22 protein-coding genes are annotated in these 17,923 nt (G+C 48.3%); 21 read left to right on the forward strand and 1 reads right to left on the reverse strand.

From position 1 onward, the window contains the following. Positions 1 to 15: 15 nt before the first annotated feature. The 11 genes from QMZ64_RS01445 to ypjB all read left to right on the forward strand — a co-directional run bounded on the left by QMZ64_RS01445 (position 16) and on the right by ypjB (position 8,899). The gene (locus QMZ64_RS01445) at positions 16 to 1,131 is read left to right on the forward strand and encodes a prephenate dehydrogenase (protein ID WP_243941062.1); all 1,116 of its coding nucleotides are present in this window, start codon (positions 16 to 18) and stop codon (positions 1,129 to 1,131) included. Between the two features lie 10 nt (positions 1,132 to 1,141). Continuing rightward, entirely contained in the window at positions 1,142 to 2,428 is a 1,287-nt protein-coding gene (aroA, locus tag QMZ64_RS01450) for a 3-phosphoshikimate 1-carboxyvinyltransferase (protein WP_243941060.1), read from the forward strand. A gap of 232 nt (positions 2,429 to 2,660) precedes the next feature. Beyond that, on the forward strand, positions 2,661 to 3,935 hold the full coding sequence (locus tag QMZ64_RS01455; RefSeq protein ID WP_265626583.1) for a tetratricopeptide repeat protein: 1,275 nt from the start codon (positions 2,661 to 2,663) through the stop codon (positions 3,933 to 3,935). A 68-nt stretch (positions 3,936 to 4,003) separates the two neighbouring features. Then, positions 4,004 to 4,543, forward strand: a complete 540-nt coding sequence (locus QMZ64_RS01460; protein WP_020451944.1) for a ReoY family proteolytic degradation factor — start codon at positions 4,004 to 4,006, stop codon at positions 4,541 to 4,543. 82 nt (positions 4,544 to 4,625) lie between these two features. Continuing rightward, on the forward strand, positions 4,626 to 5,072 hold the full coding sequence (locus QMZ64_RS01465; protein WP_165427401.1) for a YpiF family protein: 447 nt from the start codon (positions 4,626 to 4,628) through the stop codon (positions 5,070 to 5,072). 146 nt (positions 5,073 to 5,218) lie between these two features. After that, positions 5,219 to 5,725, forward strand: a complete 507-nt coding sequence (locus QMZ64_RS01470) for a QcrA and Rieske domain-containing protein (protein ID WP_003182954.1) — start codon at positions 5,219 to 5,221, stop codon at positions 5,723 to 5,725. A 2-nt stretch (positions 5,726 to 5,727) separates the two neighbouring features. Further along, positions 5,728 to 6,402, forward strand: a complete 675-nt coding sequence (gene qcrB / locus QMZ64_RS01475; protein WP_003182952.1) for a menaquinol-cytochrome c reductase cytochrome b subunit — start codon at positions 5,728 to 5,730, stop codon at positions 6,400 to 6,402. A 32-nt stretch (positions 6,403 to 6,434) separates the two neighbouring features. Continuing rightward, a complete protein-coding gene (locus QMZ64_RS01480) occupies positions 6,435 to 7,202 on the forward strand; it encodes a menaquinol-cytochrome c reductase cytochrome b/c subunit (RefSeq protein ID WP_165427400.1) in 768 nt (255 codons plus the stop codon). A 35-nt stretch (positions 7,203 to 7,237) separates the two neighbouring features. Further along, positions 7,238 to 7,387, forward strand: a complete 150-nt coding sequence (locus QMZ64_RS01485) for a hypothetical protein (RefSeq protein WP_265626589.1) — start codon at positions 7,238 to 7,240, stop codon at positions 7,385 to 7,387. 52 nt (positions 7,388 to 7,439) lie between these two features. After that, on the forward strand, positions 7,440 to 8,024 hold the full coding sequence (gene lhaT, locus QMZ64_RS01490; RefSeq protein WP_020451941.1) for a lipoprotein heptaprenylglyceryl N-acetyltransferase LhaT: 585 nt from the start codon (positions 7,440 to 7,442) through the stop codon (positions 8,022 to 8,024). Positions 8,025 to 8,098: 74 nt separating this feature from the next. After that, positions 8,099 to 8,899, forward strand: a complete 801-nt coding sequence (gene ypjB / locus QMZ64_RS01495; RefSeq protein ID WP_243941056.1) for a sporulation protein YpjB — start codon at positions 8,099 to 8,101, stop codon at positions 8,897 to 8,899. A 43-nt stretch (positions 8,900 to 8,942) separates the two neighbouring features. Here ypjB and QMZ64_RS01500 read toward each other — a convergent pair whose 3' ends face one another. Beyond that, on the reverse strand, positions 8,943 to 9,815 hold the full coding sequence (locus tag QMZ64_RS01500; protein ID WP_301441092.1) for a YitT family protein: 873 nt from the start codon (positions 9,813 to 9,815) through the stop codon (positions 8,943 to 8,945). A 137-nt stretch (positions 9,816 to 9,952) separates the two neighbouring features. Between QMZ64_RS01500 and QMZ64_RS01505 the strand changes: the two genes are divergently transcribed. The 10 genes from QMZ64_RS01505 to panD all read left to right on the forward strand — a co-directional run bounded on the left by QMZ64_RS01505 (position 9,953) and on the right by panD (position 17,871). Further along, positions 9,953 to 10,291 carry a nucleotide pyrophosphohydrolase gene (locus QMZ64_RS01505; RefSeq protein ID WP_265626593.1) on the forward strand — a complete coding sequence of 113 codons (339 nt, stop codon included), beginning with the start codon at positions 9,953 to 9,955 and terminating at the stop codon, positions 10,289 to 10,291. A gap of 12 nt (positions 10,292 to 10,303) precedes the next feature. Beyond that, positions 10,304 to 11,107 (forward strand): 4-hydroxy-tetrahydrodipicolinate reductase, encoded by an 804-nt coding sequence (gene dapB / locus QMZ64_RS01510; RefSeq protein ID WP_265627792.1) that lies wholly within the window; start codon positions 10,304 to 10,306, stop codon positions 11,105 to 11,107. A 19-nt stretch (positions 11,108 to 11,126) separates the two neighbouring features. After that, positions 11,127 to 11,540 (forward strand): methylglyoxal synthase, encoded by a 414-nt coding sequence (mgsA, locus tag QMZ64_RS01515; RefSeq protein ID WP_265626595.1) that lies wholly within the window; start codon positions 11,127 to 11,129, stop codon positions 11,538 to 11,540. Beyond that, positions 11,533 to 12,234: a bacillithiol biosynthesis deacetylase BshB1 gene (gene bshB1, locus QMZ64_RS01520; RefSeq protein WP_243941201.1), complete on the forward strand. Its 702-nt coding sequence runs from the start codon at positions 11,533 to 11,535 to the stop codon at positions 12,232 to 12,234. Before mgsA ends, bshB1 begins: the two co-directional genes overlap by 8 nt. After that, complete coding sequence (bshA, locus tag QMZ64_RS01525; protein WP_165427395.1) at positions 12,234 to 13,415, forward strand: N-acetyl-alpha-D-glucosaminyl L-malate synthase BshA; 1,182 nt, start codon at positions 12,234 to 12,236, stop codon at positions 13,413 to 13,415. The genes bshB1 and bshA overlap by 1 nt, the downstream gene beginning before the upstream one ends. Next, positions 13,375 to 14,568, forward strand: a complete 1,194-nt coding sequence (locus QMZ64_RS01530) for a CCA tRNA nucleotidyltransferase (protein WP_301441093.1) — start codon at positions 13,375 to 13,377, stop codon at positions 14,566 to 14,568. Before bshA ends, QMZ64_RS01530 begins: the two co-directional genes overlap by 41 nt. After that, positions 14,553 to 15,536, forward strand: a complete 984-nt coding sequence (locus tag QMZ64_RS01535; RefSeq protein WP_301441094.1) for a biotin--[acetyl-CoA-carboxylase] ligase — start codon at positions 14,553 to 14,555, stop codon at positions 15,534 to 15,536. The genes QMZ64_RS01530 and QMZ64_RS01535 overlap by 16 nt, the downstream gene beginning before the upstream one ends. A 249-nt stretch (positions 15,537 to 15,785) precedes the next feature. After that, positions 15,786 to 16,619 (forward strand): 3-methyl-2-oxobutanoate hydroxymethyltransferase, encoded by an 834-nt coding sequence (panB, locus tag QMZ64_RS01540; protein ID WP_265626603.1) that lies wholly within the window; start codon positions 15,786 to 15,788, stop codon positions 16,617 to 16,619. A 2-nt stretch (positions 16,620 to 16,621) separates the two neighbouring features. Then, the gene (panC, locus tag QMZ64_RS01545) at positions 16,622 to 17,488 is read left to right on the forward strand and encodes a pantoate--beta-alanine ligase (protein ID WP_165427391.1); all 867 of its coding nucleotides are present in this window, start codon (positions 16,622 to 16,624) and stop codon (positions 17,486 to 17,488) included. Beyond that, positions 17,488 to 17,871: an aspartate 1-decarboxylase gene (panD, locus tag QMZ64_RS01550; RefSeq protein WP_003182918.1), complete on the forward strand. Its 384-nt coding sequence runs from the start codon at positions 17,488 to 17,490 to the stop codon at positions 17,869 to 17,871. The genes panC and panD overlap by 1 nt, the downstream gene beginning before the upstream one ends. The last annotated feature ends 52 nt before the right edge of the window (positions 17,872 to 17,923 follow it).

A 17,923-nucleotide genomic window follows, 5' to 3' on the forward strand; every position in this document is an offset into this window, starting at 1 on the left:
ACTAGGTGATAAAAAATGACTCAACCAAATGAAACGATTTTATTGGCCGGTTTGGGCTTAATCGGCGGATCGATCGCCCTTGCCATCAAAAAGGAACACCCCGGCAAACGGATCATCGGGTTTGACGTGTCAGAAGAGCAGGCAAGAGCTGCACAAAAGCTTGGCGTTATTGATGCTCCGGCTGCTTCTTTTTTAGAAGGGGTGAAAGAAGCGTCAACCGTTTTTTTAGCGGCGCCGGTCGAACAGACGCTTCACATGCTTGATGAACTTGCCGCTTCAGGCATCAAAAAAAAGCTGCTCATTACAGATGTCGGCAGCACGAAACAAAAGGTCGTCAGCCATGCCGAGAAAGTGCTGCCGGATGAATACAGGTTTATCGGGGGCCATCCGATGGCCGGATCGCATAAATCGGGCGTCGCAGCCGCCAAAGACTTCCTTTTCGAGAACGCGTTTTATATTTTGACGCCTTCCGGCTCCGCCGGCAAAGAAGCAGTTGCTTCCTTAAAAGATCTGCTCAAGGGAACAAATGCAAAGTTTGTGGAAATGTCTCCGGCTGAACACGACGCCGTTACAAGCGTGATCAGCCACTTTCCGCACGTCGTAGCGGCCAGTCTCGTCCACCAGACCGTCAAATTCGAAGATCAGTACCCGCTCGTCAAGCGTTTTGCCGCAGGGGGCTTCCGCGATATTACGAGAATTGCCTCAAGCAGCCCGGCGATGTGGCGCGATATTCTTTTACACAATAAAGATAAAATATTGGAGCGGTTTGACGAATGGAAATATGAGCTGGACAGAATTCAGTCTTTTGTCGAAAATGAAGATGCAGACGGGCTGTTTGAATTTTTTCGGCAGGCCAAGGAATACCGCGACGGTCTGCCTTTGCGGCAAAAAGGCGCGATCCCTTCCTTTTACGATCTTTATGTCGATGTCCCCGACCATCCCGGGGTCATCTCGGAAATTACGGCGATTCTCGCTGACGAGAAAATCAGCATTACGAACATCCGGATTATTGAAACGAGGGAAGACATAAACGGTGTTCTCAGAATCAGCTTTCAATCCGATGAAGATCGAAAACGCGCCGAAAAATGCATTCAAACCCGCGCAAAATATGAAACATTTTATGCTGATTGAGGTGGAACACATGAAAAGAGGAAAAATCAGTTCACTAAAAGGAGAGCTTCATATTCCGGGAGATAAATCCATCTCTCACCGCTCTGTTATGTTCGGAGCCATAGCAGAAGGGAAAACGGTCATCAAAAACTTTTTGCCAGGGGCCGACTGCTTGAGCACGATCGCCTGCTTTCGGAAAATGGGCGTGGAAATCGAACAGAATGGCAGTGATGTCACCGTCCTCGGCAAAGGGCTCGATCAGCTGGCTGAGCCTGCGGAGCTCCTTGACGTAGGGAATTCCGGAACGACGATCAGGCTGATGCTCGGCATTTTGGCGGGACGCCCGTTTCACAGTACAGTCGCCGGCGATGAGAGTATCGCCAAAAGGCCGATGAAGCGTGTCACAGAACCGCTTCGAAAAATGGGAGCGAAAATCGACGGCCGCGCCGGAGGGGAATACACACCGCTTTCTGTCCGCGGCGGACATCTGGCAGCGATCGATTTTCAGTCGCCTGTTGCAAGTGCGCAAATCAAATCTGCCGTTCTGCTTGCGGGTCTGCAGGCCGAAGGCGCCACAACGGTGACGGAGCCTCATAAATCAAGAGACCATACGGAACGGATGCTGTCGATGTTCGGCGTCAGCCTTCAGGAAGATGAAACAAGCGTAACGATTGAGGGCGGGCAGCACCTGAAAGCGGCCGAAGTCTTCGTGCCGGGTGATATTTCATCAGCTGCGTTTTTCCTGGCAGCGGCATCGCTAGTTCCTGACAGTGAAGTCGTGCTTCGCAATGTCGGACTCAATCCGACCAGGACGGGAATCATCGATGTTTTGAAAGAAATGGGAGCCGATCTTGACATCGAAGAAAAAAATGCCGGAAACGCCGAGCCGTACGGCGATCTGAGAATCAAAACGTCCTCCTTGAAAGCCGCTGAAATTTCGGGCGATTTGATCCCGCGCCTCATCGATGAAATACCGATCATCGCTCTTCTCGCTACACAGGCTGAAGGAACGACGGTCATCAAAGACGCGGCTGAGCTCAAAGTAAAAGAAACGAACCGAATCGACACCGTCGCCTCAGAGCTGAAAAAAATCGGTGCGAACATCGAGCCGACAGAAGACGGGATGAAGATTCACGGCAGGACGCCTCTTACAGGCGGCGCGAAAGTCTCAAGCCACGGGGACCACCGGATCGGAATGATGCTGGGAATCGCCGCCTGCATCTGCAAGCAGCCGATCGACATTTTACAGCCTGAAGCTGTGAGCGTCTCATATCCTTCGTTTTTTGAACATATCGAAAAGCTTGCAAAAAAAGCCTGAAGCCTTGTGCTCAGGCTTTTTCAGCCCGGAAAATCATGAAAGCCGGGCGTTTGATCATAAAACGAATGTCTCCCGCATAGCTTGTCTTAACAGAATCAATCTGCTTCATCCAGCTGTGCGGGCAACATATTTGCCGGAAGCCGCCGCGTGAATTATGATAGTAAGTAACTCACCGCGATATGCCGGCTGATACGGCAGGCGATGAATTGACGAAAGAAAGGGACGTTTAGATTTGAATACTTCGATTCAAGAAGCCATAAAATTAGTTGAAGCAGGCCACACGGAAAGCGGATTGAAAAAGCTTGCTGATATCGAGTCTGACCTTCATGATGAAGACAAAGCCATAGTAGCTCAGCTGTATTACGAATGGGGAATTGTCGATAAGGCTATCGCTATCGCGAATGATCTCCATGAACTGTATCCGGATGAAACGGAACTGACATGCTTTTATGCCGAACTCCTCATCGAAACCGATCAGGAAGAAAAAGCGCTCAGCGTGCTTGAAACGATTCCGGAAACAGACGAAGCGTACCCGCAGTGCCTGCTTTTAATGGCTGACCTCTATCAGATGCAGGGTCTGTTTGAAGTCAGCGAGCAAAAGCTGTTGAAGGCGCAAGCCATTTTGCCGGATGAGCCGGTAATCGATTTTGCTTTGGGAGAGCTGTATTTCACTCAGGGAGCTTACGGCAAAGCGGTCCGTCAATTCAAAAAAGCGGCCGAAGAAGAAGCCGTCATCGGCGGTGTCAATGTGTACCAAAGGCTGGCGGAATCATTGAGTTCATCCGGCGCGTTTGAAGAAGCGCTTGAATGGTATGAAAAAGCCGTCAAGGAGAACCCGGAGCCCAACACACTGTTCGGGTTTGGTTTTACGGCGCTGAAAGCGGGGTATCCTAAAACTGCGATTAAACAGCTGACAGAGCTGAAGGAAATGGATCCCGCTTATTCTTCACTTTACAAGCCTCTGGCAAACAGTTTTGAAGCAGAAGGGCTTTATGAAGAAGCATTTGAAACGGCAAAAGAAGGAATCCGCTTCGATGAATTCAACAAAGAGCTTTATCTTTCCGCTGCAAAAGCAGCCTTAAAAACGAAAAGGCATTCGGAAGCGAAAGAGCTGCTTCGTGAAGCGCTGGCGCTGGACCCCGGATATCTGGAAGCCGTCCATATGCTGCTTGCCCTGTTTCTTGAAGAAGAAGACGATGAGAGCATCATTGAACTCGTACAGGAAGTGCGCAAATACGGAGAGGATGATCCGAAGTTCAGCTGGCATCTGGCATCGGCGTTCGCCCGGACAGAGGCGTACGACAAGGCGCGTGAGGAATATGAGAACGCATTTTTGCACTATCGGGATGACGCCGATTTCCTTTACGAATATTCAATGTTTCTGCTTGAAGAAGGACGGCGGAAAGAAGCGCTTCCTCTGCTGAAAAAACTGGCAGAGCTCGACCCGGCAAACGAGGAAGTCCAGGAGACGATTTTCAGAATCGAAGATGAAAATTCCTTTGAATAAGCAGGATATGATCGGTTTGTGTGGAATTTATAAAGTAATACACAAGATGCGATAGAGGAGGGAATAACATGCAGACCCCTGTTTCTGTCAATGAAAAAAAAGATTTTATCCGCTGGTTTCTCAACCATTATCAGCTGAAACGAAGAGAGTGTGTATGGATTCTGAATTATTTAATGAGCCATGACTCGCTGATGGAAAAAGTGCATTTTGTCGAGCAGGCCGAATTTTGTCCGAGGGGCATTATCATGTCTACCCACTGCGTTGAGGAAGTGCCTTTTCGTTTTTATAAAGAAAATGTCATGACGACCGATGCAGAAAAATCATTTCATGATATCAGGCTGAATAAGCAGCAGGATCTCTTTATCCAGCTGAACTTCCGCTCAGCCTATAATTCTCCGGAATATGCGGCTGTACTCGAAGCCAATCCCCATATTCCGAAAGACCTATATGAAAATGAAAAAGATAAAATTGTCGCTGAACAGATTTTGGAGCATTCCATTTCCACTTTTCAGAGACAAAAGCTGCTGCGGGAAATCGATGAAGCGCTTGACCGCCAAGATAAAGAAAGCTTCGAAAAACTAGCTAAACAACTGAGCCAGCTGCGATAATCCGCAGCCAATCAAGCCTTGCCGAGAGCAAGGCTTGTTCAGCTCCGGAGAAAGCGCTGTCAAAATGAGGAGGCCGGGAGCCGTGAAATGGAATACGCACGATGCGGATGTTTACTTGAACGCGAAAGAATACATCGATACAGCTGTCATCCCTTTAATATCGGTTGATTTGGGAGATCAGTTTAAATCAGCCGTATCAAAAGGGGAATTTACGTCTATACTTGCAGAAGAACTTGAAAGGCAGCTGAAGGGCAGAATCTATTTGTTTCCGCCCTGTACATATTTAGATGCGGATGAAAAATCGGCGCAGCATATCGCCGATTTAAAAGAAATGGCCGGAAAACATTTTCGCCACATCGTGTTTTTAACGACGGATGAACGCTGGAAGCAGGTGCTCGAAAGCGAGCAAAAGCTGCTGTGGGTTCCGGCGATTCCGCTCGAACATATGAAGGATTCGTTAAAACAGAAGCTGCTGGAAGACCAAATTGAGCAAATATTGAACATTTTGTTACAATATTGGAACTCTTAATAAAAACACTTACATTTCCTTTGTATAATGATTTTGGGAATGTTGACCTTCCTAAAATATTGATATATTATGAGGGTGTCCTAGTTTCATGAATTTTTTTCTATTTCAGTTATATTGTAGCTGGGGACTTGAGGGGGGATATGAAGATGAGCGAAAAAAGACATCGGGTATCCAGACGTCAGTTTTTAAACTATACGCTGACTGGAGTCGGCGGCTTTATGGCGGCGGGGATGCTCATGCCTATGGTTCGCTTCGCGCTCGATCCGGTTTTAAGGCCGACTGAAGATCAGGACATGGTTCAGGTTGTCAGCGTTGATGAATTGACAAATGAACCGCAGCGCTTCGATTTTAAAATCAAACAAGTGGATGCCTGGTACGAATCGGAAGAATCGAGATCAGCGTGGGTTTTCAAAAGTGGGGACGAAATTGTAGCTTTATCACCGGTTTGTAAACATTTGGGGTGTACGGTCAACTGGAACAGCGATCCTAAAAATCCGAATAAGTTCTTTTGTCCGTGCCATTACGGACTTTATGAAAAGGATGGTACCAACGTGCCCGGAACTCCGCCGCTTGCTCCTTTGGACCGCTATGAGCAAGAGGTTAAAGACGGCTACCTTTACTTAGGGAAAGCCAAGCCGAGGAAGGATGGGTGATCATGCTAAACAAAATTTATGACTGGGTGGACGAAAGACTTGACATTACGCCGCTCTGGCGGGACATCGCCGACCATGAAGTTCCTGAACACGTGAACCCGGCTCACCATTTTTCAGCTTTCGTGTACTGCTTCGGGGGATTGACGTTTTTCGTTACTGTGATTCAGGTGCTGTCCGGCATGTTTTTGACGATGTATTACGTTCCGGATATTAAAAATGCTTGGGAATCTGTTTATTATTTGCAGAATGAAGTGGCGTTCGGACAGATTGTAAGGGGAATGCACCACTGGGGTGCAAGCTTGGTCATTGTGATGATGTTTCTTCATACGCTCAGGGTTTTCTTCCAGGGGGCCTATAAGAAGCCGAGAGAGCTGAACTGGATTGTCGGCGTTTTGATCTTCTTTGTCATGCTCGGTTTAGGTTTTACAGGCTACCTTTTGCCTTGGGATATGAAAGCTCTGTTTGCGACAAAAGTAGGTTTGCAGATTGCTGAGGCGACGCCGCTGATCGGCTCGGAAATTAAAACGCTGCTTGCCGGTCATCCGGATATTGTCGGCGCTCAGACGTTGACGCGCTTTTTTGCCATACACGTCTTTTTCCTGCCAGCCGCTCTGTTCGGACTGATGGCTGCACACTTTATCATGATTCGCAAGCAAGGAATTTCTGGGCCGCTGTAAACGAGCGACTCAATTGAGAAGGAGGGGATGGCATGAAAAGGGGAAAAGGGATGAAGTTTGTCGGTGATTCACGGATCCCGGCGGAAAGAAAACCGAATATTCCAAAAGATTATTCCGAATTTCCAGGGAAAACGGAAGCGTTCTGGCCGAATTTCCTGCTGAAAGAATGGATGGTCGGGGCGGTTTTCCTTGTCGGTTTTCTCGTGCTGACCATCGTCCATGAGCCTCCGCTCGAGCGGATGGCAGATCCGACCGATACCGGCTACATACCTTTGCCAGACTGGTATTTTCTATTTCTTTACCAATTGCTGAAATACGAATATGCTGCCGGACCGTATACCGTGGTCGGCGCAATTATTATCCCGACAATTGCATTCGGAGCGCTTTTATTGGCGCCGTTTCTTGACAGAGGCCCTGAAAGAAGGCCGTTTAAACGCCCGGTTGCCGTAGGGTTGATGCTTTTGGCCATTTCAGCGACTGTTTTCTTAACATGGCAGTCAGTTGCAACTCACGACTGGGCCGCTGCTGAAGAGCAGGGTAAAATCAAGGAAGAGGCCAATATTGATACGAGTGCAGCAGGGTATAAGATTTATCAGGAGCAAGGCTGTATCTCGTGCCATGGAGACAACATGCAGGGAGGAGCGGCAGGCCCGTCTCTCGTTGACAACGGCTTGTCTCCGGAAGAGATTGCGAAAATCGCCAAGGAAGGAAAAGGCGAAATGCCTGCTGGCGTTTTTAAAGGATCTGATAAAGAGCTTAAAGAACTGTCTAAATTCATTTCCGAAACAACGGCGAAATAAAACGGTTGTCAAGTTGATGAAGGCAGGCTATACTCTTGATAGAGTTGAAGCTGACGCCAAGTCAGCCTCTCGGGCTGTCGACGATGTCGATGGCCTTGTCAAATTTGACCGCTGCTGATCGTGAACCGTACGGAAGCCGGAAAGGCCGCTGCTTCTTGGCGCACGTTTCTGCGGTCAGTCTGTGAAGCTGACTCGGCGGCGGCTTTTTTTATTTAAAGAGACTGTGAGTTGATTGCTTTGAAACTGATTTCCTACATGCTCGCTCAAAAGCCGCTGCTTCTGCTGCTTTTGATCATTAATTTCTTCGGTACGGTTTACGGGTATTATTGGTACCTTCCGCAGCTGACGAATACGCCTGCGAAATTTCTGATTTTCGTTCCCGACAGCCCGACGGCGACATTGTTTTTTTTATTTGTTCTCATCGGACTTTTATTGGGAAGGAATGCTCCTCTCTTTGAGGCGCTTGCGCTTGTTACGCTCGTCAAATACGGGCTGTGGGCGGTTGTGATGAATATCCTCGTGCTTGCGGTGTCCGGAAGCCTCCATTGGACGGGCTATATGCTGATCGCGTCGCACTTCGCAATGGCTGTGCAAGGCGTGCTGTACGCCCCTCATTACCGGTTTAAAGGGTGGCATTTGGCGCTTGCGGCTGTGTGGACGCTGCATAACGATGTCATTGATTACTTGTTTGGCATGATGCCGAATTATTCAATGCTCGATCAATATATGCCGCAGATCGGCTATTTTACATTTTGGCTCAGCATCGCTTCGATCGGTTTGGCCTATTACTTGGTTTTGTCCAGGAAAGCTTTTAAGCTGTAACACGGATTCACAATCTTGGTCTAACCTTGTCCCTCTCTTCATAGGCTTTAATAGAAGGAGTGGGAGGGACCGTAATGATACGAAAGGTGATCCTTTGCATGATGCTTGCGCTTGTTTTTCCTGCGGCCGGTTTAAAAGCGGAAGAATCATCGGCTTTGCAGGAATTGACGGAACTGTCAGATACGGTATTCCAGCTAACAAGGCAGTCTCAATATGAGGAAGCGGTACAAATTCTTCAATACTTTGAAAAACGGCTGAAAGCAGCGGAGAAAGGCGAAACAGAGGGTATTATGACAGGCTCGGAAATCCGCCAGGTCAGTCTGGCCTACCATGATACGCTGAAAAGGCTGGAAAGCGAAGAGGTCGCACAGCAGGAGAAATTTAAAGCCGCCGCCCAGTTTAGAATGCTGATGGACGCCATAGAATCTGACCATGATCCGCTGTGGAGCAGTTTGAAAAAGCCGATCATGGATGCTTTCAGCGCTTTGAAGGCCGGGATTCAGAAAGAAGACAACCTGACATTCAGGGAAAAGTGGAATCATTTTTTATCCTTGTATGATACGATTTATCCAAGCTTAACGATTGATGTTTCGCCAAAGCAGTTAAAAAGCGTCTCCAACCATATTGCAGTCGTGGAGAACGGGGGCTTTCAGCAAATGACGGAGAGCAGCAAGCTGGAAAGGCTGACGCTTTTGGAAAAAGATTTGGAAGATGTGTTTGATCAAGTAGAAGAAGATGATGCAGACCCTTCACTGTTATGGGTCATCCTGACGACGGGAAGCATTATCCTCTCGACGCTGACATATGTCGGGTTCAGAAAGTATAAAGCCGAAGAGGACAGGCGCAGAAAAAGAGAAAAAGATTGGCCGAAATAAGAAGCTCCGCTGATCGCGAGCTTCTTTTTTTGCTGACCTTCAATCAGCGGGTGATGGGATTTTTGTTCTCATCAAGCGTAAACCCTTCTCCCAGAACGTCGTGGACGTCGCTTACGGCTACAAAAGCGTGCGGGTCGACCGAGGTAATCACATTTTTCAGCTGGAAAACTTCATTTTTCGGAACGACGCAGTAGAGAACGTCCCGGTCTGTTTTCGTATATGACCCCTGACCTTTTAAAACCGTGACGCCTCTTTCCATTTCTTCAATGATTTTGCGCTGGATCTTATCGTTCTTTTCAGAGATGATGGTGGCGCCTTTTGCGGCATAACCGCCTTCCTGCATAAAATCGATGACTTTTGAGGCGACAAATACGGCAACAAGCGTGTACATCGCTTCCTTATAAGAGAGGTAAAAAATAAGGGATAATGTAATAACGCAGGCGTCAAACACAAACATGGCTTTGCCCATCGGCACTTGAAAATATTTGTTGATCAGCCGCACAATAATATCGACGCCGCCCGTCGTTCCGCCGTATCTGAAAATAATGCCCAATCCGGTACCGATAAACACGCCTGCAAAAAGAGCCGCGAGCGCAAGATCGTTCTGTAGCGGCATATGAATCTGGAAGCGCTGAAAAATCCATAAAAACACCGACAGACTGACTGTGCCGAGAATGGTATATGAGAAGACCGTTCTGCCGAGGAGTTTCCAACCGATGAAGAAGACCGGGATGTTCAGCACCAGATTGGATATGGAAGGATCGATGTTAAACAGGAAATAAAGCAGCAGGGTAATGCCGGTAAAACCGCCTTCCGACAAGTTGTTCTGCATATTAAAATGAACGAGTCCAAAGGAAAAAACTGCGGCGCCTGCTAAAATAAACAGGACGTTCTTCATTCTGATGTCTCCGAACATAAAAAAACTCCTTTCCTTCCATAAGCTGGCGTTAATATTATAGTGTATCCGTTTTAAAACAGCAAACCAGTCTTAAACATTTGTCAAACTTGTTTGAATTCGCTAACATGTAAGAGATGACAGGAGGTTTTGTCAGCATGACGAAAGAAAAAACGATGAAAGATATACAGTGTGAGGTTGACGAATATATCGGCCAGTTTAAAGAAGGCTATTTCAGTCCGCTTGCCATGATGGCCAGGCTGACGGAAGAGCTTGGCGAACTGGCGAGGGAAATCAACCATCATTACGGCGAAAAACCGAAGAAAAAAACCGAATCGGAAAAAAAGATCGATGAAGAAATCGGCGACGTATTGTTCGTTTTAGTTTGTCTTGCGAATTCGCTTCATATATCATTGGATGAAGCGCATGATATGGTCATGGAGAAGTTCAACACCCGTGACAAAGACCGCTGGACAAGAAAAGAAGAAGGAAAGTAGAGGAGAATGAAGATGCAAAAGGAGACCATTAAAATCGCCATAGCAGGACCGCGCGGAAGAATGGGAAGCGAAGCGGTCAAACTTGTTGAAGATACCGCACATTTTGAGCTGGTCGGTGCAATCGACCGTACATATAACCGTGAAAAGCTGTCAGACGTGATGATGTCAAGTTCAGATGCCGTCATTTACACCGACATTACCGAATGCTTTTCAGAAACGGCTCCGGAAGTTCTAATTGATTTGACAACGCCGGAAATCGGCAAGCTCCATACAAAAATCGCGCTCGAGCACGGCGTCCGTCCTGTTGTGGGAACGACAGGATTTTCTGAGAGCGACTTGAACGAGCTTATGGAACTGACCGACGAGAAGGGGATCGGAGCCATCATCGCGCCAAACTTCGCGCTCGGAGCCGTGCTGATGATGAAGTTTTCGCAAATGGCTGCCAACTATTTTACTGATGTCGAAATCATTGAACAGCACCATGATCAAAAGCTTGACGCACCAAGCGGAACGGCCTTGAAAACGGCGGAAATGATTTCGGCTGTTCGCGAAGCGAAAACGCAGGGACATCCGGATGAAAAAGAAATTCTGCCGGGAGCAAGAGGCGCCGATCAAAACGGAATCCGTCTCCACAGCGTTCGTCTGCCGGGATTGATCGCCCATCAGGAAGTAATGTTCGGCGGAGACGGCCAAACCCTGAAAATCCGTCACGATTCATACAACCGCGCATCTTTTATGTCTGGTGTGAAACTGGCTGTTGAACAAGTGATGAAAATCGATCAGCTTGTCTACGGCCTTGAAAATATCATAGAGTAACAAAAAGGGGGAAATCGCTTTGAAAATCGCCTTAATTGCCCATGACCGAAAAAAACAGGACATGATTCAGCTGACGACCGCTTATAAAGACATTTTAAAAAAGCACGAGCTGTTTGCGACAGGAACGACCGGTTTAAAAATCACCGAAGCGACAGGGCTGCCTGTCGTGCGCTTTCAATCGGGGCCGCTTGGCGGAGACCAGCAGATCGGCGCTTTGATCGCGAAAAACGACATCGATCTTGTGATTTTTCTGCGAGACCCGCTGACGGCCCAGCCGCACGAACCTGATGTGTCAGCTCTTATCCGCTTGTCTGACGTTTACGCCATTCCGCTCGCCACCAACATGGGAACGGCGGAAGTCTTGATCCGCTCTGTCGAGGAAGGCGCATTTGAATTCAGAAACATTGTCCACGGCGGGGATCGAGATGCTTGATATACTGGCTTTCGGCGCGCACAGCGATGATGTAGAAATCGGCATGGGAGGAACCATTGCCAAATATACTAAAAAAGGCTTTCAAATTGGAATTTGCGATTTAACCCAGGCTGAACTGTCTTCAAACGGAACAGTTGAAACGAGAAAAAGCGAAGCGGCGCTGGCGGCCGACATTCTCGGCGCCAGTTCGCGGATTTCCCTCACGCTGCCGGACAGGGGGCTGTTTCCCAGCCAGGCGGCGATCAGGGAAGCGGTTGCCGTCATTCGGAAACATAAGCCGAAGCTTGTTTTTGTTCCTTATCCGAAGGACCGGCATCCCGATCACGGGCACGCAGCGGAAATCGTCGAAGAAGCGGTCTTTTCCGCTGGAATACATAAATATGAAGATGCAGAAAAACAGCCGGCCCATAAAGTCCAAAACGTGTACTACTATATGATCAACGGTTTTCATAAACCTGAATTTGTCATCGACATTTCCGAAACGATCAATCAAAAAAAGGATAGCCTTGCTGCTTATCAGAGCCAGTTCACCCGTTCCCGGCAGTCGGTTGAAACACCGCTGACGAACGGATATATTGAAACGGTCGAAGCAAGGGAAAAGCTTTTGGGAAAAGAGGTCGGCGTCGCATACGCGGAAGGGTTTTTTTCAAAGCGAACTCTTCTGTTAAACAACGATTTATTTGGGGGCGGATGATGAAACAGTTAAAAATCGGAATCACATGTTATCCGAGTGTCGGAGGATCAGGAATTATCGCTACCGAGCTCGGCAAGCTCCTTGCGGAAAAAGGACATGAAATTCATTTTATTACATCAAGTGTTCCGTACAGGCTCAATAAAGTGTATTCCAACATCTATTTTCACGAAGTCGAAGTCAATCAATATGCCGTGTTTAAGTACCCGCCGTATGATTTGGCTTTGGCCAGCAAAATGGCGGAGGTGGCGAAGCGGGAACAGCTTGATGTTCTGCATGCCCACTACGCGGTGCCTCACGCGATTTCCGCTTTTTTAGCAAAGCAAATGCTGAACGGAAACATTAAAACGGTCACAACGCTGCACGGCACAGATATAACCGTGCTCGGCTATGATCCGTCTTTAAAAGACCTGATCAAGTTTGCGATCGAGTCGTCTGACCGCGTAACCGCGGTTTCTTCAGCTCTTGCCGCGCAAACGTATGATTTGATCAAACCGAACAAAAAAATCGAAACGATCTATAATTTTGTGGATGAGCGCGTGTATTTAAAAAAGCAGGAGCATCATTCGCTGAAAGAGCAGTACGGCATTGCCCCTGATGAAAAAGTGATCATCCACGTATCCAATTTCAGACAGGTGAAGCGTGTACAGGACGTCATCCATGTCTTCAGCCGCATTGTCAAACGAATGAAATCGAAGCTGATTCTCGTCGGCGACGGGCCGGAAATGACCGTGATCTGCCAGCTTGTCAGACAGCTCGGATTAAAAGACGACGTTCTTTTCCTGGGCAAACAGGACAGCGTAGAAGAGCTTTACGCCATCAGCGATTTAAAGCTGCTCTTGTCCGAGAAGGAAAGCTTCGGTTTAGTGCTGCTGGAGGCGATGGCCTGCGGCGTTCCGTGCATCGGCACCAATATCGGAGGGATTCCCGAGGTGATCAAAAACGGTAAATCCGGTTACTTGGTCGATGTAGGAGATATTGAAGATGCAGCTCGTAAGGCGCTCCATTTGCTGACTGATGAAAGCCTGCAGCGCCAGTTTGCGGAAGCGGCGCTGGAAAGCATCAAGGCGCGCTTTTCTTCCAGCAAAATCATCGCGCAATATGAAGAAATTTATCAACAATTAACAGACGGGGAGTGTGACAATGGAGGATCTCTTTTTGAAGGCTCTTCCTCTCCTTCGTGAGCTGAAAAAACACGGCCGGCAGGCCTACTTTGTAGGCGGAGCCGTCAGGGATGCCCAAATGAACCGGTTTGTCGGTGATATTGACATCGCTACAGATGCATCCCCGGAAGAAATTGAAGCCATTTTTCCGAAAACCGTTGATGTCGGAAAGGAACACGGAACCATCATCGTCCTCTTTGAGGGAGAATCTTATGAGGTGACGACCTTTCGGGCAGAGCTTGAGTACGAGGATTACAGAAGGCCGAGGGGCGTTCAGTTTATCAAATCGCTGAAAGAAGACCTGAAGAGGCGGGACTTGACGATTAATGCCATGGCGATGGATGAACAGGGGAGACTGATCGACTATTTCGGCGGACTCCGCGACATACAGGAAAAATTGATTCAAACGGTCGGCGACCCGGCAGAGCGTTTTCACGAAGATGCGCTTCGCATGCTGCGGGCGCTCCGTTTTATGAGTCAGCTCGAGTTTGAGCTTTCTCCAAATACAAAAAAGGCGATTTGCGAAAACCGTCTGCTCTTGGCTCATATTTCTACAGAGCGGAAAACGGTTGAATTCGAAAAACTTTTAAAAGGAAAAGCAGCGGACAGGGCTTTGGAAGCGGCGGCTGAAACAGGGCTTTACAAGGAGCTTCCGGGGCTGGACGGCAAAAAGGAGCGCGTTCTGGCTGCCCGAGCTTTTCCTTTTTATCAACTTCAAAAAAGAGCGGATATATGGGCGGCTTTCATTCACATGATATCGATCGATCCAGCTGAAGCGCACCGGTTTTTAAAAGGGTGGAAGCTTCCGGGGAAAGTCATAAAACAGGCGCTCCTGACGGCTGAGCGAATCGATCAAAAATGGGACGCCGTCTCAATGTATGAGGCGGGGGAAGAGACGCTGCTGTCCGCTTCCGCCATCCGCAGCTTAAGGGACAAGCAGGCAATCGATGAAAAGCGGCTGGCTGAAATCAAACAGTCGTACCATGCGCTTCCGATTAAAAGCCTGAAAGATCTGGCGGTGTCTGGAAGCGATTTGCTGAACTTCAGAAAGAAGCCGGCCGGGAAATGGGTGTCCGATGATTTGAAACGGATTGAGCGGGCCGTGTTAAACGGGGAGCTCGCCAATCAAAAAAAAGCCATAGAGGAGTGGCTGGATTCATGCAGTCAAATTTAAGAAAGAAACTCATTCAATTGTTTACAGAAGCCGACGGCGAATTCATTTCAGGACAGAAAATCAGCGAAGAGCTCGGATGCTCAAGGACCGCTGTGTGGAAGCATATCGAAGATCTGAGAAAATCGGGATATGAACTTGAAGCGGTCCGAAAGCTCGGCTATAAAATGATAAAAAAACCTGACAAAATCACCGAAGATGAAATCAGGCTCGGGTTAAAAACGAAAAAAATGGGACAGACCATCCATTTTCAGGATGTTGTCTCATCAACTCAAAAAATCGCCCATGAGCTAGCAAACAACGGTGCGCCGGAAGGAACGATCATCGTTGCCGACAAGCAGACTGAAGGAAGGGGAAGAATGGCGAGAGCATGGCATTCCCCGGAAGGAAACGGCATTTGGATGAGCATCATTTTAAGACCTGAAATGCCCGTGCAAAAAACGCCGCAACTGACGCTTTTAGCCGCAGTCGCGATCGTTCAGGCAATCGAAGAGCAAACCGGCATCGCAGCCGAAATCAAATGGCCGAACGATATTTTGATCAACGGCAAAAAAGTCGTCGGGATCTTAACCGAACTGCAGGCGGAAGCCGATCAGGTCCATTCTGTCATCGTCGGACCGGGGATCAACGTCAATCAGATAGCTGACGACTTTCCGGAAGAATTAAAAGAAACAGCGACAAGCCTTCGTCTCGCAAGCGGCGAAAAAATCGACAGAGCGGCTTTGATTCAAACGATAATGGCGATATTTGAAAAAAGGTATGAAGACTATCTCGCCTACGGTTTCGAACCGATCAAGCTTTTATGGGAGAGCTACGCTTTGAGCCTGAACCGCGAATTGACGGCCAGGACGCTGAACGGAACGTTTCACGGCAAAGCGCTTGGAATTGACGAAGAAGGCGTCTTAATCTTGGAAACGAGTGACGGCATCAAAAAAATATACTCCGCTGATATCGATATAAATCCGTCATAGTTGGAAGGATCCATGCGTTTTTGGTATACTTCGGATGGGCAGTATCCTGTAGGAACTGCACCTGGTAAACATGCAACTGATAAAAAAACAGTCTGCCTTGATCCAAAAAGGACTGGGACAGAGGGATGATTCTTGCCGAACACGGACGATTCGAAATCCTTCTCCTTGCCGGAAGGTTTTTTTGCTGTCCGAAAAGATGCACATGCAAGCACGGCAGCTCATCTCCTCTGAAAAAGAGGAGGAGAAAACATGAAGACAAAGATTGATTTTCTAAAAATGAAACAAGAGGGAGAGCCGATCGTCATGCTGACGGCCTACGATTATCCGGCGGCAAAGCTTGCCGAACAGGCCGGCGTCGATATGATTCTTGTCGGCGATTCGCTCGGCATGGTTGTGCTCGGCCTTGATTCGACAGTATCTGTGACGGTCGCTGATATGATCCACCATACAAAAGCCGTCAAACGCGGGGCAAAAGATACGTTTGTTGTGACGGATATGCCGTTTATGTCTTATCACTGCTCTTTGGAAAGCGCTCTGAATTATGCTAAGGCGATCGTTCAGGAAAGCGGAGCCGATGCTTTGAAGCTTGAAGGCGGCGACGGGGTGTTTGAGACGATCACGGCTTTAACACGCGGCGGAATACCAGTTGTCAGCCACTTAGGCTTGACTCCTCAATCCGTCGGTGTCTTGGGAGGCTATAAAGTTCAGGGGAAAGATGAAGAAAGCGCCCGCAAGCTGATTGAAGACAGCAAGCGCTGTGAAGAAGCAGGCGCGATTGCGCTCGTTCTCGAATGCGTCCCGGCAGCGCTCGCTGAACAGATTTCAAAGGAGCTCACGATTCCTGTCATCGGCATTGGAGCAGGCCCGGGTACGGACGGACAAGTTCTCGTATACCATGATGTTGTCGGACACGGAGTGAGCCGGACGCCTAAATTTGTAAAACAGTATGTGCAAATCGATCAGCCGCTTGAAAAAGCGCTTCGAGGATATGTTGAGGATGTCAGAAGCCGCGTGTTTCCTGAAGATGCTCATTCATTCCGTATCGATCAGCAAGTTCTTGAAGGATTATACGGAGGGAAATAAGCATGATTCAGATCCATTCAGCAAAAGATATACAAAATGTAACGAAAAATTACCGCAAAGAAGGCAAAACGATCGGTTTTGTGCCGACAATGGGCTTCCTTCATGAAGGCCATATGTCGCTTGTGGAAAAAGCGCGAAAAGACAACGATATTGTCGTGATGAGCATTTTTGTCAATCCTATGCAGTTCGGTCCGGGTGAAGACTATGAAGCGTACCCGAGAGATATCGAAAGGGACCGGCAGCTTGCGGCCGACGGCGGAGTGGACATTTTGTTCACTCCTGAGCCTGAAGAAATGTACGGCCAGGAGCCGACGGTTACCGCAAGCGTGAAAAAGCGGACAGACGTCCTTTGCGGCCGTTCAAGGGAAGGTCATTTCGACGGTGTCGCAACAGTGCTCACAAAGCTGTTCAATCTCACCTTTCCGACAAGGGTTTATTTTGGCATGAAAGATGCGCAGCAGGTTGCCGTTGTCGACGGGCTGATCAACGACTTTTTCATGGATATTGAGCTGATCCCGGTTGAAACAAAACGGGAAGAAGACGGGCTTGCCAAAAGCTCAAGAAATGTCAATCTGCGAGCTGAAGAACGGCAGGAAGCACCCGCTCTCTATCAAGCCCTTCAGCGCGGCGCCGAGCTGATCCGCGATGGAGAGAGGGACGCGGCAGCTGTTAAGCGAGAGGTTCGGAGCATTCTTGAAAAAACGAGCGGTGTCATTGATTATGCGGATATTTATTCATATCCCGATCTGGAGATCAGGGAGCCTTTGACTGGAAAAGTCATCATAGCGGTTGCCGTTCAGTTTTCCAAAGCCCGCTTAATTGATAATATCATCGTCGATATCCCGGCAGATCAAAAGGAGGATTTGTGATGTACCGTACGTTAATGAGCGCAAAACTTCACAGAGCGAGAGTGACGGAGGCCAATTTGAATTACGTCGGCAGCGTGACAATTGATGAAGATTTGCTGGATGCCGTCGGAATGATGGCAAATGAAAAAGTGCAAATTGTAAATAATAATAACGGGGCCCGGCTGGAAACGTACATTATACCCGGTGAAAGGGGGAGCGGCGTCGTTTGTTTAAACGGAGCTGCCGCCCGCCTTGTCCAGGTGGGAGATGTCGTCATCATCGTTTCTTATGCCATGATGTCTGAAGAGGAAGCCAAGACCCATAAGCCGAAGGTTGCCGTTTTGAACGAGAGAAACGAAATCGAGGAAATGCTGGGTCAGGAGCCAGCCCGTACCATTCTGTAGCCCCCTTGCCTTTAGGGGGCTTTCATATCGTTTAGAAAGCGTAAAAGGTGAA

The organism is Bacillus sp. LB7 (assembly GCF_030449715.1).
Taxonomy (GTDB): Bacteria; Bacillota; Bacilli; order Bacillales; family Bacillaceae; genus Bacillus; species Bacillus paralicheniformis.

What these genes read in the sequence shown, in the direction of transcription:
- QMZ64_RS01500 (WP_301441092.1), bottom strand. Translation starts at nt 9,815, where the DNA reads ATGTTCGGAGACATCAGAATGAAGAACGTCCTGTTTATTTTAGCAGGC.
- QMZ64_RS01530 (WP_301441093.1), top strand. Translation starts at nt 13,375, where the DNA reads ATGGAGGATCTCTTTTTGAAGGCTCTTCCTCTCCTTCGTGAGCTGAAA.
- ypjB (WP_243941056.1), top strand. Translation starts at nt 8,099, where the DNA reads ATGATACGAAAGGTGATCCTTTGCATGATGCTTGCGCTTGTTTTTCCT.
- aroA (WP_243941060.1), top strand. Translation starts at nt 1,142, where the DNA reads ATGAAAAGAGGAAAAATCAGTTCACTAAAAGGAGAGCTTCATATTCCG.
- bshA (WP_165427395.1), top strand. Translation starts at nt 12,234, where the DNA reads ATGAAACAGTTAAAAATCGGAATCACATGTTATCCGAGTGTCGGAGGA.
- QMZ64_RS01460 (WP_020451944.1), top strand. Translation starts at nt 4,004, where the DNA reads ATGCAGACCCCTGTTTCTGTCAATGAAAAAAAAGATTTTATCCGCTGG.
- QMZ64_RS01535 (WP_301441094.1), top strand. Translation starts at nt 14,553, where the DNA reads ATGCAGTCAAATTTAAGAAAGAAACTCATTCAATTGTTTACAGAAGCC.
- qcrB (WP_003182952.1), top strand. Translation starts at nt 5,728, where the DNA reads ATGCTAAACAAAATTTATGACTGGGTGGACGAAAGACTTGACATTACG.
- panB (WP_265626603.1), top strand. Translation starts at nt 15,786, where the DNA reads ATGAAGACAAAGATTGATTTTCTAAAAATGAAACAAGAGGGAGAGCCG.
- panC (WP_165427391.1), top strand. Translation starts at nt 16,622, where the DNA reads ATGATTCAGATCCATTCAGCAAAAGATATACAAAATGTAACGAAAAAT.
- QMZ64_RS01470 (WP_003182954.1), top strand. Translation starts at nt 5,219, where the DNA reads ATGAGCGAAAAAAGACATCGGGTATCCAGACGTCAGTTTTTAAACTAT.
- QMZ64_RS01480 (WP_165427400.1), top strand. Translation starts at nt 6,435, where the DNA reads ATGAAAAGGGGAAAAGGGATGAAGTTTGTCGGTGATTCACGGATCCCG.
- dapB (WP_265627792.1), top strand. Translation starts at nt 10,304, where the DNA reads ATGCAAAAGGAGACCATTAAAATCGCCATAGCAGGACCGCGCGGAAGA.
- panD (WP_003182918.1), top strand. Translation starts at nt 17,488, where the DNA reads ATGTACCGTACGTTAATGAGCGCAAAACTTCACAGAGCGAGAGTGACG.
- QMZ64_RS01445 (WP_243941062.1), top strand. Translation starts at nt 16, where the DNA reads ATGACTCAACCAAATGAAACGATTTTATTGGCCGGTTTGGGCTTAATC.
- QMZ64_RS01505 (WP_265626593.1), top strand. Translation starts at nt 9,953, where the DNA reads ATGACGAAAGAAAAAACGATGAAAGATATACAGTGTGAGGTTGACGAA.
- bshB1 (WP_243941201.1), top strand. Translation starts at nt 11,533, where the DNA reads ATGCTTGATATACTGGCTTTCGGCGCGCACAGCGATGATGTAGAAATC.